Annotated in this window: 11 protein-coding genes; 8 read left to right on the forward strand and 3 right to left on the reverse strand. The window is 45.0% G+C overall.

All coding sequences use genetic code 11. The annotated features are described in order from the left end of the window. Positions 1–250: 250 nt before the first annotated feature. On the reverse strand, positions 251–1429 hold the full coding sequence (locus JGK22_RS15695) for a glycosyltransferase family 2 protein (RefSeq protein WP_293181783.1): 1179 nt from the start codon (positions 1427–1429) through the stop codon (positions 251–253). A gap of 157 nt (positions 1430–1586) precedes the next feature. Here JGK22_RS15695 and JGK22_RS15700 point away from each other — a divergent pair, with 157 nt between their 5' ends. The 3 genes from JGK22_RS15700 to glcD all read left to right on the forward strand — a co-directional run bounded on the left by JGK22_RS15700 (position 1587) and on the right by glcD (position 4615). After that, on the forward strand, positions 1587–1979 hold the full coding sequence (locus JGK22_RS15700; RefSeq protein ID WP_293150051.1) for a transporter: 393 nt from the start codon (positions 1587–1589) through the stop codon (positions 1977–1979). 283 nt (positions 1980–2262) lie between these two features. After that, positions 2263–3126 (forward strand): DUF6671 family protein, encoded by an 864-nt coding sequence (locus JGK22_RS15705; RefSeq protein ID WP_293181781.1) that lies wholly within the window; start codon positions 2263–2265, stop codon positions 3124–3126. A gap of 13 nt (positions 3127–3139) precedes the next feature. After that, complete coding sequence (gene glcD, locus JGK22_RS15710; protein WP_293181779.1) at positions 3140–4615, forward strand: glycolate oxidase subunit GlcD; 1476 nt, start codon at positions 3140–3142, stop codon at positions 4613–4615. A 360-nt stretch (positions 4616–4975) separates the two neighbouring features. Here glcD and JGK22_RS15715 read toward each other — a convergent pair whose 3' ends face one another. Further along, the gene (locus JGK22_RS15715; protein ID WP_293181777.1) at positions 4976–6793 is read right to left on the reverse strand and encodes a PAS domain S-box protein; all 1818 of its coding nucleotides are present in this window, start codon (positions 6791–6793) and stop codon (positions 4976–4978) included. 548 nt (positions 6794–7341) lie between these two features. Here JGK22_RS15715 and purH point away from each other — a divergent pair. Next, on the forward strand, positions 7342–8886 hold the full coding sequence (gene purH / locus JGK22_RS15720) for a bifunctional phosphoribosylaminoimidazolecarboxamide formyltransferase/IMP cyclohydrolase (RefSeq protein ID WP_293181775.1): 1545 nt from the start codon (positions 7342–7344) through the stop codon (positions 8884–8886). Positions 8887–9182: 296 nt separating this feature from the next. Next, positions 9183–10133 (forward strand): 2OG-Fe(II) oxygenase, encoded by a 951-nt coding sequence (locus tag JGK22_RS15725; RefSeq protein ID WP_293233333.1) that lies wholly within the window; start codon positions 9183–9185, stop codon positions 10131–10133. A 232-nt stretch (positions 10134–10365) separates the two neighbouring features. Here the strand turns inward: JGK22_RS15725 and JGK22_RS15730 are convergent, their stop codons facing one another. After that, positions 10366–11847, reverse strand: coding sequence for an ankyrin repeat domain-containing protein (locus tag JGK22_RS15730; protein ID WP_293181771.1), 1482 nt, complete (start codon positions 11845–11847; stop codon positions 10366–10368). Between the two features lie 96 nt (positions 11848–11943). Between JGK22_RS15730 and JGK22_RS15735 the strand changes: the two genes are divergently transcribed. The 3 genes from JGK22_RS15735 to JGK22_RS15745 all read left to right on the forward strand — a co-directional run bounded on the left by JGK22_RS15735 (position 11944) and on the right by JGK22_RS15745 (position 13808). After that, positions 11944–12414 (forward strand): DUF4079 domain-containing protein, encoded by a 471-nt coding sequence (locus tag JGK22_RS15735; RefSeq protein ID WP_293270389.1) that lies wholly within the window; start codon positions 11944–11946, stop codon positions 12412–12414. A 292-nt stretch (positions 12415–12706) separates the two neighbouring features. After that, positions 12707–13189 (forward strand): type II toxin-antitoxin system antitoxin SocA domain-containing protein, encoded by a 483-nt coding sequence (locus tag JGK22_RS15740; protein WP_293181767.1) that lies wholly within the window; start codon positions 12707–12709, stop codon positions 13187–13189. 4 nt (positions 13190–13193) lie between these two features. Continuing rightward, positions 13194–13808 (forward strand): type II toxin-antitoxin system PemK/MazF family toxin, encoded by a 615-nt coding sequence (locus JGK22_RS15745; protein WP_293181765.1) that lies wholly within the window; start codon positions 13194–13196, stop codon positions 13806–13808. Positions 13809–14199 lie beyond the last annotated feature (391 nt).

Raw genomic sequence — 14199 nt, forward strand, 5'->3', positions numbered from 1 at the left:
TTCGATGTACAGATTAGATGGGTGAAGTCTGATTGTTCCTGACCGCTTTAACGCAGCATTTGGACAAGTCTGTCGATTCTGAATTTTAAATTTTAGATTTTAGATTTACTCCACAGATGAATTGGGTAGCTTGAAATTTGGTCTAAAGTCTGGGGATATCCACTCCATGCGCCGACAGCCTGTATCTGTTTTTGGGCTGGTTCAAATTATCTTTGCTGACAATTGTAATAAGATTTGAGGTTGAATTATTTTACCTACGTTTTAAGCTCAGAACGCTGAGAAAAAAGCTAGACAGAACCATCTGCAAACCTACTGTCAGGCACGTGAGGGAGGGAATAACTAAACGGAGAGTTTTAGAGGAGTCTAGAGAACCGAAATCTGTTTTGCTCCAGATAGTTAATGACAAGAACGAGCCAATTATTCCGATTAATATTAGCGTGATTCCCACGATCAATCCTGTCTCTAGGGTGACATAGCGAAATATTTTGTTGAGTTTGGGGTCTTGCGGCAACAGTTTCTCGCTGATGGCGAAAATTTTGGTGAAGAAAGCGAATGTTACGGCTTGAAAACCGACGATAATTGCGATCGCAGCATACAATAGCGTATGTACATCAAAGCTGATGCTCCCGATTTTTTGAGTACCGGGCAACAGCCAAATGCCAACTATTAAACCCAACATCATCAGCCCCGTACCGGGATACAGAAACAGCCACCGGGGACTGTACAGCAGCAAAAATCGGAGGTGCCGCCAGCCATCTCGCCAAGTTCGCAGGTGTGGCGGGCGGCTGCGGCCGTCGGGAGAGAGTACGGTTGGGACTTCAGTGATTGCCAACTTGTACAGCGAGGCTTTGACGACCATTTCGCTGGCAAATTCCATACCGGTTGTTTGCAAGTCGAGTTTCAAAATTGAGTCTCTCCTGAAACCTCTGAGCCCGCAGTGAAAGTCGCCGGCGGGACTTGAAAAGAATAACCGCCCAACCCATGTCAGCACCGGATTTCCTAAATATTTGTGCAGCGGCGGCATGGCCCCTGGTTTGATGCCCCCTTGAAAGCGGTTTCCCATGACTAAATCGCAGCCTCCCCGCAATTTTTCGACAAAGGCGCCGAGGTGCGAAAAGTCGTAGCTGTCGTCAGCGTCGCCCATGATAATATAAACTCCGCGCGCGGCTACGATGCCTCCCATTAGGGCGCTGCCGTAGCCTTTGGCTGCTACGGGTACGACTCGGGCCCCCAATCGGGTGGCGATATCTTGAGAACCGTCAGTGCTGCCGTTGTCTGCTATGATGACCTCGCCGGCAATATTAAGTTCGCGCAGGGACTTCTGTGCCTTCTCGATACAGATTTCTAAAGTTTCTGCCTCGTTGAGGCAGGGCATGAGTATCGAGAGTTCGAGACTGTATTCCTCGCTGGTGTTGGTCTGTTCTGCCATATGTTTGTTCCAGGCGTTACTGGCGATCGACAATACTTACTGTTCCAGTATCTATGCTTAAATTATTAGTGGTGAAGAAAACTCAACAAAACTTAAGTAAAGTTTTTCCGGTTTTTGGGGATGGCAATTTTTGCTGTAATACTAGGTTACTTAACTTATGAGTAGAAGCGTTTTTCTAGTTTTGCTCGCTGCTATTTTGTGCAGTGTTGTGGGTCAATTTAGTCTGAAAGCAGGAGCGAAAATATTAGGGCCGATTGGCGCTGCTAATTTAGTTGAAAAAGTTATCGCAATGGCAACTCAGCCTTTGATAGTTGGAGGCCTGTGTTTGTATGCAGTTTCTTCGATCGGCTTTATCGTAGTTTTGTCTCGCGCCAACATTAGCATAGTCTCGCCTTTACTGTCAATTAGTTACTTGTTTACTGTTTTGGGTGGCAAAATTGTATTTGGCGAGCCTTTGCCACCGCTGCGGTTGGTAGGCGTGGGGCTAATTATGACGGGAGTAATTTTTGTACTCAGAGGTCAGGCTGGGGGAGTTACTGGCGGCAATTAACACGATTTGAGATTTGAGATTTGAGATTGAAGATTGAAGATTGAATAATTTTAGCGGTAGGGTGCCTCGCAATTAAAAATCCCTAGTATAAAATCGATCGTCTCATTGCGACGCACCTATGCCATCGCAAATTGAGCAAACCAACTCAAAAATTATGTTGTAGCAACAGTTGAGATGGTATAAGATTGATAATTGAGTGCTGAATTGATAATTTAGGTCGCAGGGTGTATGTGAGTCCTCTGTTATGAAATAATGCTGCAATATGTCTCTGTCCTCTGAGTCTATGAATCTACTTCAATTATTGAGATATCGCACCGCAGTTCTTGCTACTATGCACCAAAAAGAACGGGTGATGGCTCCCATTTTGGAACGAGAATTAGGCGTTATAATTAGCGTACCTGCGAATTTTGATACTGACGCATTCGGCACGTTCACTAGAGAAGTTAAGCGTTTAGGTACTCAAATAGAAGCGGCTCGCCAGAAAGCAGAAAAAGCTTTAGAAGTTGCGGGCGAAACTCTAGCATTTGCGAGCGAAGGTACTTTTGGCCCTCACCCAATGATGCCGTATCTGCCAGCCAACAGAGAAATTGTAATTTTATTAGATAGAGCTAACAATATCGAACTTGTCGGCGAATCTTTGTCATTGGAAACTAATTACAGTCACCAGTTAGTTGCAAGTATAGAAGAAGCCGAGGATTTTGCCCAAAAAGTTGGATTTCCCGAACACGGACTGGTTGTTGTAGTTGGCGATGCTGCACTCGGTAAGGGTGAAATTGTTAAGGGCATTGTGACAGAAAAACAACTTTTTGATGCGGTGACAGCAGGCTTAACAAAATCCTCAACTGGCAAAGTTCACGTCGAAACAGATATGCGGGCGATGTACAATCCCACTCGGATGAAAAACATCGAAAATGCAACTCTCGATTTAGTTAAAAAATTTAAGCAATTGTGCCCGGAGTGCGGTTGGCCGGGATTTGAGATTTCCCAGAGGAAAATGGGGTTGCCCTGCGGACTTTGCTATTTTCCGACTCAGCTAGTGCGATCGACTATTTATCAATGCAAAAACTGCGGTTATACTAAAGAAGAACTGTTTCCCGACGGTCGAGAGACTGCCGATCCCGGTCAGTGTCAGTATTGCAACCCTTAAAAATAAGTTACTAATGATAGCCGTAGCAACCGATCGCAACTGGAAACCCGTTATTAAAGAATTTGAGGCTGTAGTCGGCAAAAACGGCGTAGTGCAGCGCCGTGAAGAATTGATTGTCTACGAGTGCGATGGACTTGCTAGCTACCGCCAGCGCCCCGCCCTGGTGGTATTGCCGCGAACTACCGAGGAAGTGGCAAATGTGGTCAAAATCTGCGATCGCAATTCCATTCCCTGGGTAGCTAGAGGCGCAGGAACCGGGCTTTCCGGCGGCGCTTTACCTGTAGAAAACTGCGTGCTGATTGTCACAGCCCTGATGCGAAAAATCCTGAAAGTTGACTTAGAAAATCAGCAAGTAGTCGTACAACCGGGAGTAATTAATAACTGGGTAACGCAAGCAGTTAGCGGCGCAGGTTTTTACTACGCGCCCGATCCTTCCAGTCAAATTATTTGTTCGATTGGCGGCAACGTTGCCGAAAATTCTGGTGGCGTACACTGCCTCAAATATGGCGTGACAACCAATCACGTTTTAGGATTGAAATTGGTAATTCCCGACGGTTCAATTGTCGATGTCGGCGGCGAAATTCCCGAAATGCCAGGTTACGATTTAACTGGTGTATTTGTCGGTTCCGAAGGCACTTTAGGCATCGCCACAGAAGTTACTTTGCGAATCCTGAAAGCGCCGGAATCTATTTGCGTTCTGTTGGCAGATTTTCCTAGCATAGAAGCAGCGGGCGAATCGGTTTCCGATATTATCAGTGCTGGGATTATTCCCGGCGGCATGGAAATCATGGACAATATCAGCATTAATGCTGTGGAAGATGTCGTAGCAACTGGTTGTTATCCGCGCGATGCGGCAGCAATTCTGCTCGTAGAAATCGACGGTTTAGAAGTGGAAGTTGCTACAAATAAACAGCGAATTTCTGATATTTGCAAGCAGAATGGAGCGCGAAATATCACCACGGCTCACGATCCGGAAACGCGGATGAAAATTTGGAAAGGGCGGAAAGCTGCTTTTGCGGCGGCGGGTCATCTCAGTCCTGATTATTACGTGCAAGATGGGGTAATTCCGCGCACGCAAATGGCTTATGTTTTGAAAGAAATTGAGGGTTTGAGCGAGAAATACGGCTACCGAATTGCGAATGTATTTCATGCGGGAGATGGGAATTTGCACCCGCTGATTCTGTACGATAATTCGGTAAAAGGTGCGCTGGAAAAGGTGGAAGAATTGGGCGGGGAAATTCTCAGGCTGTGCGTGAAAGTTGGCGGCAGTCTTTCGGGGGAACACGGGATTGGTGCTGATAAGAAGTGTTTTATGCCGGATATGTTTTCGGAGGTAGATTTGGAGACGATGCAGTGGGTGCGTCACGTCTTTAATCCGAAAGGTTTGGCGAATCCTGGAAAGATGTTTCCGACTCCGAAGACTTGCGGGGAAGCGGCGAGGGCTAAGGTTGAAACTATGAAGAAGTTGGAGGGTGCGGAGGTTTTTTAAATCCCCAGATGCAGACGGCGGTTGAAACCGCGGCGACACAAGCGATGTCCGCGGAGGCGGGTTGAAGAGAGCAATTACCCAGATGCAGACGGCGGTTAAAACCGCGCCTACACAAACAAAACCCGCCTCCGCGGGTTGAAGAGAGCAATTACCCAGATGCAGACGGCGGTTGAAACCGCGCCTATAAAAACCTGTTAGCCTTCCCGAAGGGTAGTCCGCCGGACGCCGACGGAAAAGGGTAAAATAATTTTCATCGACTACTCTTCTCTTCAACCCGCGGAGGCGGGTTTTGCCTGTGTAGGCGCGGTTTCAACCGCCGTCTGCTGCATCTACAAACAATTTTTATTATGGCTAACCACACTAATGTGCGATCGGCATTTTGATAATAAATTCCGTGCCTTTGCCCAATTCCGAAGTACAATATAATTCTCCTTGATGTCTTTCTACAATAATTTGATAGCTAATTGACAAACCCATTCCCGTGCCTTTCCCAACGGGTTTGGTAGTAAAAAATGTATCGAATATGCGCTGCTTGACTTCCTCAGTTATTCCCGGCCCGGTGTCAGAAATTTTGATTTCTACAACATTGCCGATAACTTCGGTACAAATTCTAATCTGGCGGAAATTTTCCGGCATTTCTTGAAAATCTTCCCTAATGTTCGGATCGTCTAAAGCATCGATCGCATTGCTGAGAATATTCATAAAAACTTGATTTATCGGCCCGGCAAAACACTCTACAAGCGGCAAATTTCCGTATTCTTTGACAATTTGAATTGGCGGCATTTCGCCGTTTCCTTTCAAGCGGTGATTGAGAATTAACAGCGTGCTGTCAATACCTTCGTGGAGGTTAACTGGTTTCATTTGTGAATCGTCGTGCCGCGAAAAGTTCCGCAGCGACTGCACAATCTGGCAAATGCGATCGACGCCTACGCTCATTGAAGACATGATTTTGGGTAAATCTTCAGCTAAAAAGTCGAGATCGTTTTCTGCTGTTTCTTGCTGAATCTCAGCGACTGGATTGGGATAATTTTGTTGGTAAAGTTCTAGGAGGTGAAATAAGTCTTGGATATAATCTTTGAGGTAAGCGAGATTTCCGTGAATGAAGCTGACGGGGTTGTTGATTTCGTGAGCGACTCCGGCAATTAGCAATCCCAAACTGGACATTTTTTCGCTTTGAACTAATTGGGAATGAGTATTTTTTAGTTCGTCAAGTGCTGCTGCTAGTTGTGCTGATTGTTCTCTGCTTTGTGCTTCGGAATTTCGCAAGGATTCTTCGGCTTGTTTGCGATCTGTGATGTCTCTCTGTACGCCGATGAAATGAGTTAATTTGCCTTTTTTGTCGCGCACTGGAGAGATTGAGAAAGAATTCCAGAAAATTGTTCCGTCTTTGCGGTAATTCTTTAATATTACCTGACATTCGCTTTCGGTTGTCAAGGCTTGGCGGATTATTTCTAGTGCCTCGGAATCGGTATCGCTTCCTTGCAAAAATCGCGAGTTTTTCCCGATAATTTCTTCCCGTCGATAGCCTGTCATGCTTTCAAAGGCGGGATTGCAATAAATAATTGGATGTTCTGGATCGGTGGCGTCAGCAATGGTAACTCCGGTGCTGGTAGCAGCCATAGCCCGATCGTACAACCAAAGCATTTCTTCTGCGCGCTTGCGATCGGTAACGTCCCGCAACGTGGCTAAATAAGCCATTTCTCCCTCCCATTCTGTTTCCACCACCCGCATTTCTACTACAGCATTTGCTTTGTGCTGGCGAATAGCTTCAACTTCTGTTTGCACGACGCGCATTCCTGCTGCTTCTGTTTCTCCAACTTGGGGAATAATATCCGTGTCCATCTCAATGTCGCAAGCTGAACCTTCTACTACCAAATTGCCAAAAAATGCTTGGCCTAAAAGTTGCTCTGCTTTGCAGTTAAAGAGCGCTTCTGCTGACGGGTTGGCAAAGCAGACAATCCCTTGCTTGTTGACGATTGCGATACCGTCGGCATTTTTGGCGATCGCATTCCGAAACCGAGATTCACTAGCTTTTAAATCGTGTTCTAACTGTTCAATTGCTTCTTGCATATTTTGCATTTCGCAAATACTAATACTGTCAGATTGTCCAAAATTGGCTTCTATGCAATCATCGGCTATTTTTTGGGGTAACTCTTGACAGTCCATTCTATTGTTCATATTTTTAGAAAGTGTTTTGTGGGTACTTCTAATATTACTGACCTTATTTTCTGAATCAGCTTCATGAAAAAACATATTTAAACCTACCATTTTTTTATTAAGGTGTTGCGATCGCGAAATTTTTATTTTAATCTAGGCAGAAAACAATTTCCCTTCGATGCTAACACATTACCTTTATGATTCATCCTAAAATATTTTTGAAATTTAATATTTATCTCCATGGAATGATCTATTCCACTTGAGTAAGTAATTTCAACAACATCGGGATTTACGTAGTTGGCAAACTAACCATTAAGGCGAGAAATGGCTTCAATCAGCCTCCTAGGGGACAAAATAACACTATCGACTCCCCCTATTCTAAATATTTAGAAGCAATTGCCAAGTATAAATTATTATATGATTTTGAAGTAAGTTCGCTGGCTCACAAGCAGGCTCATGCTTTAACTCTCAGGAAATAATCACAATTACCAATTAGCAAAATATCTACCTGCGGACAGATTTGATATACAATGTAACCTGTCTATTTTTGCGATCGCAATTTCAAACCAATGGCACGTCTAGCACTTCTGAGCGTATCCAATAAAACCGGGCTAATCGACTTAGCGCGCAGTCTAGTAGAAGAATTTGAATTTGACATAATTAGCAGCGGCGGGACAGCAAGCGCCCTCAAAGAAGCAGGAATCCCTGTCACGAAAGTTGCGGAATATACTGGTTCTCCCGAAATTTTGGGCGGGCGAGTCAAAACACTTCACCCGCGCATCCACGGAGGTATTTTAGCACGCCGCGATGTAGCACAAGACCTCGCGGATTTAACGGAAAATCAAATTCGGGCGATCGATCTAGTTGTAGTCAATTTGTATCCATTTGAACAGACTATTGCCAAACCTGGAGTTACTCTAGCAGACGCAATTGAGAATATAGATATCGGCGGGCCGGCGATGCTGAGGGCTTCAGCTAAAAATCACGCTCATTTGACAGTTTTGTGCAATCCAGAACAGTACAATACTTATTTAGGAGAACTTCGGCAAAACGGCGCGGAAGCATCCTTAGAGTTTCGGCAAAAATGTGCGTTAGAAACATTTCAGCATACAGCAAATTACGATCGCGCGATCGCAAATTATCTCAGCAGCCAATCCGAGCCAGAATCGAAGCTACCACAGGAGTTTAGCGTATCGGGAACAGAGCTGCAAACACTCCGCTACGGCGAAAACCCCCACCAAGCCGCCACCTGGTATCAAAGCGGAAATGCACCGACAGGCTGGACAACTAGCACCATCCTGCAAGGCAAAGAATTGAGCTACAATAATTTAGTAGATTTAGAAGCAGCAAGGCGGCTAATTGTAGAATTTCCCGAGACTCCCGCCGCCGCGATTTTGAAGCATACAAATCCTTGCGGTACAGCCTTGGGCTCGACTATTTCGGAAGCGTATCAAAAAGCTTTTGACACGGATTCAGTCTCAGCTTTTGGCGGAATTGTTGCCCTGAATCGCCCGATTGATGCTGCTACTGCAACGGCGCTAACTAAGACATTTTTAGAATGTATTGTCGCCCCGGGGTGCGAACCGGAAGCGGAAGAAATTATCAAGAAAAAGGCGAAAGTTCGAGTATTGATTTTGCCGGATTTGAATCGAGGGCCAGCGCAAACTGTGAAAGTAATTGCAGGCGGTTTGCTGGTGCAAGAATCGGATAATGTAGTAGAAGAAACTAGCAAATGGCGCGCCGTTACCGAGAAGCAACCGACGGCGGGAGAGTGGGAAGAATTGCTGTTTGCTTGGAAAGTAGCGAAACACGTTAAATCAAATGCGATCGTTGTGACGCGCGATCGCACTACAATCGGTGTCGGCGCCGGACAAATGAACCGCGTCGGATCGGTTAAACTAGCGTTGGAACAAGCGGGAGAGAAGAGTAAAGGAGCGATTTTGGCTAGCGATGGCTTCTTCCCCTTCGACGATTCCGTAAAAACGGCGGCTGAGGCGGGGATAATTGCGATCGTCCAACCGGGAGGAAGTATGCGCGATAAAGATTCGATCGCAGCCGCCAACCAACTCGGAATCACCATGGTTTTCACTGATATCCGCCACTTCTTGCATTAGGAATAATACCTAGCAATTCTTAATTGTGTAGCCTATGATAGGGATACAATAGTGTTCGCCGGTGTCAACTTAAGTCTAAAATTCTTTGTATCTCTCGTTGGTATCCGAGTCTAGATCCCCCTAAATCCCCCTTAAGAAGGGGGACTTTGAGAATACTCTTATCCTTACTAAGACGGGAGACTTTGATACTCTTGTCCCCCCCTTCTTAAGGGGGGCTAGGGGGGATCGAGAAGACTGTGACACCAATCAACACTATTATGTCCTAACGAGTTCCCAGTTGCGTCCTTAAAAAAATTATGACTTACAGTGAACAGCAAATTAAACCCCAAGACGTAAAAGTTAAAATCCTGCTTACCGGCGGACATCAGTGCACTATTACGCTCAAATCCGACACACCATTATTGCACAACCTTGTCAAAGCATTAGTCGATCGCCAGCAACAGACAGTAGGTTTTTCCACCTTATTCCAAATCCCCATAGACGACGGGCGTTCCAGCCTTTCGTTTCCCGCCGAACATCTCGTCGGATTAGTCACCGAACCCCCAATTTTCTTGCAGCAACCGCAACCGCAGCAGCCAGCAATCCCCCTAGAAATTATCCCAGAAATTCCCCCAGAAATTCCCGCAGAAATTCCCGCCCCTGCACCCGTAAATGACGATTTAATATCTCGCTACGCCCAAATAGATAACTTTTTGACAACCGCAGAAAAGAACAAACTAATCAAATATGTTTTAGCCAAAGAGTCAGAATTTGTAACTACCAGTACCTCAACAAATGCCGAAGATTACCGTCGCTCAATGGTGCTCCACTCCTTCCCGGAATTTTCTACACTGATGGTGAATCGCATTAAAGCAATTCTCCCCGATGTGCTGCGTAAATTAAATATCCCAGCATTTCCGCTGGGTGACATAGAAGCTCAGTTAACTATGCACAATGACAACAACTTTTACAAACTTCACAACGATAGCGGTTCACCAGATACCGCCAGCAGATTTTTTACTTACGTTTATTATTTCAACCGAGAACCTAAGGCTTTTTCCGGCGGGGAATTGCTGATTTACGACAGCAAAGTCGAGAACAATTTTTATGTTGCAGATGAGACATTCAGAACGGTTGAACCTCGGAATAATAGTATTGTATTTTTTCTGAGTCGCTATATGCACGAAGTTTTGCGAGTTAGCTGTCCCTCTAAAGCTTTTGCTGATAGTAGGTTTACTATTAATGGCTGGGTGCGTAAAGCCGATTGAGACAAGATTTGCGGGTTAAGATAAAACGGCGGTTGAAACCGCGTCTACAAAAACAAAACCCGCCTCCGCGGGTTGAAGAATGGATGGTTAACATTACGTTTTTTCTTGACACAGCATTTTCTTCAGTCCGCGGAGGCGGACTTGGTTTGTATAGACGCGGTTTCAACCGCCGTCTGGTTGGTTTGTATAGACGCGGTTTCAACCGCCGTCTTCATCTCCCACGATGCGATATTTACTCCTGAGCTCCGGCATTTTTGAGCAATTTCACGACAGTGGAATAACCTTTAAATTCAGCTAACATTAAAGCTGTATAATTTCCCGGATTTTTGTGATTTAACTCTGCACCAGCAGCGATTAAAATCTCTACAGCATCAGCATAACCGCGATGGGCGGCCCACATCACAGCGGTTGCGCCGGATTCATCGAGCAAGTTGACATCTGCACCTTTTTCGACTAATATTTTGACGATCGCCATATAACCGCGATCGCACGCCTTCATTAAAGCAGTTTTCCCCAAATCCGCCGGGATATTCGGATCTGCACCGCCGTCAAGCAAGGCTTTCACCGTTTCAGTATGTCCGTGAAACGCAGCTAGAGTCAAAGCTGTCTCGCCAAAGTTTTTAGCATTCAGGAAATCTGGACGATTTGAGTTTACTTTTTGCAGCAAAGCGGATACGATCGCACTGTGACCGTGAACAGCCGCCACCAGCAAAGGCGTATCGCCCAACCGATTTCTCGAACCGACATAAGCACCTCGGTTTAACAGCAATTCCACCACATCTTGACAGCCTTCAACCACGGCAAAATTCAACGCAGTTTCGTCATCTCTGTCCTTCGCGTTGAGATCCGCGCCAGCATCTAGTAAGATATGTGCGATCGGCAAATTTCCCCCAGCAGCCGCCGCCATCAAAGCCGTCCCGCCATCTCCACTTTTGACATTCGCATTAGCACCCGCAGCCAGCAAAACTCGCACCGCATCAACATTACCGCAATCCGCAGCCAAAGTTAAAGCAGTTTCGCCCTCTTTGTCGGGAATTTCCAAATCAGCACCAGCGGCTAGCAGCGTCTCGACTACCGCCAAATTGTCCGCCGTAGCAGCCAGCATCAAAGGAGTTTTGCTCCTCTGATTTTTAAGATTAACATCCGCAGCGCGATCGAGCAAAATTCGGACAATTTTAGCGCTACCTTGACTAATAGCTGAAAATAGCATAGAATTATCAGCAACAGCACCCGCATCAGCCAAAGCTTGAACAACAGCTTCGTGTCCCGACAAAGCAGCTATTTTCAGAGCCGAATCTCCATCTTTATCTCGGACATTCACATCAGCCTTAGCATCAAGTAACAGCCGGACAACATTGATATCACCTTTGAGAGAAGCCGCCATCAAAGCCGTACTTCCATCATCATTTTTAGCATCAACATCAGCACCCGCAGCCAACAACAGCCGCATAACATCAGCCTGTTTGTTAGCCGCAGCCAACATCAAAGCCGTGAGGCCAAAACGTCTGCTTGCGAGGTTGACATTAGCGTCATTGTTTAGTAAAATACGCACGATTTCCGTATAGCCCTTTTGGGCGACAAACATCAAAGCCGTCGTCCCCTCAGAGTCTTTGGCGTTAGCGTCAACGCCCTTAGCGAGTAAGGCTTGGACGTGAATAATGTTGCCAGTCTTGGCAGCTTGGATCAATACAGCGTCTTGTTTAGTGGCAGGCATAATAGTCTCTCATACCGTATATTTGTACCGTCGCACGAGACGGACTTACTGGTATGCTAAGTTTTATGAAGTATGTTTACTAATCCTGAGAACACTATGAATCTGGAAATTCCGCAGTCTGTGAAAGTTTGGAGTCAATTCTTCCACCCAGTTTTAATGTGGGTATTGCTAGCAATCTCATTTTATGCTTTGTATCTGGGAATTCAAATCCGCCGTACCAGAAGTGCGGAAGGTGATGTCAAGAAAGAGTTAATTAAGGGCAAATTCAATATCAAGCACCATCAGATGGGCTCTTTGCTGCTAGGCTTGATGGTAACAGGTGCGATCGGCGCAATGGCCGTCACCTACATCAACAACGGCAAACTATTTGTCGCCCCGCACTTAGTCGCCGGCTTGGGAATGACCGCCATAATTGCCATTTCAGCCTCCCTGACTCCGTTCATGCAAAAAGGTCAAAATTGGGCGAGATACACTCACATCGTTCTAAATGTGGGGCTGTTGGGGCTGTTTGGCTGGCAAGCGGTAACAGGTGTAGAAATCGTGCAAAGAATCATCAGTAAAATGTAACGTTTAAAGTACGATTCAGGACTTGCGCGCGGGTGTCCAGAAACCGGGTTTTTCACGCGTTTACTTCGCTGTAGGCGTAAATTCTGCTAAAAACCCGGTTTCTTTAATCGTAACATTCGTAGGGTGTGTCGCGATCGACAATCTCATAGCGACGCACCTTGGTTGTTCAACAGTTGAATAAACAACCCTATCTTTTAGTCTTTCCCAACAGTCGTAAGATACATCGCGCTCAGATTATCGATGGAATTAATGAATTTTTATAATAGCGACGCACCCTAAAAAAATCAAAGCCATGCTAGAAACCCTCATCAACTATTTTGTTTGCGCCACCAAAGGCCACATTACAAAAAACCAATTAATCAAATTCTTATATTTAGCCGACCTTTATGCTGTCAAATGGACAAACAAACAACTTACGCAGCTCAATTGGCGTTATTATCACTATAGCCCTTGGAACGAAGACATAATAGTCGCCTTAAATCAAATGAATGGCAAAACAATTGTTCAAGAATTTGTGGGAGAAACTATATTTATCCGACTTGGTGCCGAAGCAGGTAATATCGATGATTTAGAATTACCTGTAGGACTAAAACTAATGCTAGAAAACATTCGGAAAGAATGGGCAGGTTCAGGACAGGATAAAATCCAGAAGTTGCTAAAGTATGTGTACAGCACTGCGCCAATGATTGAGGTTAAAGATAGCCATCAACAAGATCAAGTGGTGAGGCTGAATCTAGAGACAGAAAGACAAAAATTAATCAATGAATTAGGGTGATAATGTGGCTGGAAAAACACCTCGTCAAGGTTGGATTTATTTAGTGAATCCCCAGAAAGTATCTCTTCGTTGCCAACACAATCATAATCACATTTATGATTTAAGTCAACCAGACGAGATGGAATGCAAGACAGTTGATTGTAAACTAATAGTTAATTATAGTAGGGTTTTGCGGGGAGAGCATCATTATCTCTTTTGGGAAATCGACCAATTTCAAGATAAGTCTGAATGCTTACAAACTTTTACCGTGATTCCCTTAACTTTCCAAGAAACCTGTAAAGGTTTGCCAACAGCGTATCCGATTAACTCGACTAGCAAAAATGGTCTCGATCGCAATTCATTGGCTTTAGTGCATCAGATATGTACTATTGATGCTAATTGTTTTAAGGACTCCCAAGGGAATTGGTTTGAGCGAGTTGGACAAGTGGATAAAGGAGATAAGGAGTCGATAGAAGAACGTTTAAAGTATTTTTTGAATCTGGAGAATGATTCTAGTGATGATTGGTTGATCGAGAATGTGTCTGTGGAAGTTTTAGAGAAAGTTTTTGATTATTTGCCGAAGGACATGACGAAAAAGATTGATTTAGAAAAAGTCATAAGCGATCTAGAATTATGGTAAGATTAATTATCTCTGAACTTGCACTTAATATAGCCATCAGAATATAGTCCCAACCACAGAAAGATAAAACTTCTTCATTTCTGAGAGAAGAGCATTAACCCAACCGTATTGAGTTATCAATTGTCATTGCGAGGGACGAAGCAATCGCAATATCTATTTTTCATGGGTTTTCCCTGGGTGCGGAATGGGGGCTATAAACCCTAATACAATTGGTTTGATCGTTGGGAATGCGAGTCCTCTGATTGATGCGGACTTGCATTCCTCACTACGAACCTTTGAGTCTTCTGATTGATGCGGACTTGCATTCCTCATTACGAACCTTTGAGTCTTCTGATTGATGCGGACTTGCATTCGTCACTACGAACCTTTGAGTCTTCTGATTGATGCGGAC

The sequence above is a fragment of the Microcoleus sp. PH2017_08_TRC_O_A genome (assembly GCF_020738665.1).
In the GTDB taxonomy this organism is placed as follows: domain Bacteria; phylum Cyanobacteriota; class Cyanobacteriia; order Cyanobacteriales; family Microcoleaceae; genus Microcoleus.

Coding starts and splice junctions, on each gene's coding strand:
- JGK22_RS15695 (WP_293181783.1), bottom strand. CDS start 1,429: ATGGCAGAACAGACCAACACCAGCGAGGAATACAGTCTCGAACTCTCG.
- JGK22_RS15700 (WP_293150051.1), top strand. CDS start 1,587: ATGAGTAGAAGCGTTTTTCTAGTTTTGCTCGCTGCTATTTTGTGCAGT.
- JGK22_RS15705 (WP_293181781.1), top strand. CDS start 2,263: ATGAATCTACTTCAATTATTGAGATATCGCACCGCAGTTCTTGCTACT.
- glcD (WP_293181779.1), top strand. CDS start 3,140: ATGATAGCCGTAGCAACCGATCGCAACTGGAAACCCGTTATTAAAGAA.
- JGK22_RS15715 (WP_293181777.1), bottom strand. CDS start 6,793: ATGAACAATAGAATGGACTGTCAAGAGTTACCCCAAAAAATAGCCGAT.
- purH (WP_293181775.1), top strand. CDS start 7,342: ATGGCACGTCTAGCACTTCTGAGCGTATCCAATAAAACCGGGCTAATC.
- JGK22_RS15725 (WP_293233333.1), top strand. CDS start 9,183: ATGACTTACAGTGAACAGCAAATTAAACCCCAAGACGTAAAAGTTAAA.
- JGK22_RS15730 (WP_293181771.1), bottom strand. CDS start 11,847: ATGCCTGCCACTAAACAAGACGCTGTATTGATCCAAGCTGCCAAGACT.
- JGK22_RS15735 (WP_293270389.1), top strand. CDS start 11,944: ATGAATCTGGAAATTCCGCAGTCTGTGAAAGTTTGGAGTCAATTCTTC.
- JGK22_RS15740 (WP_293181767.1), top strand. CDS start 12,707: ATGCTAGAAACCCTCATCAACTATTTTGTTTGCGCCACCAAAGGCCAC.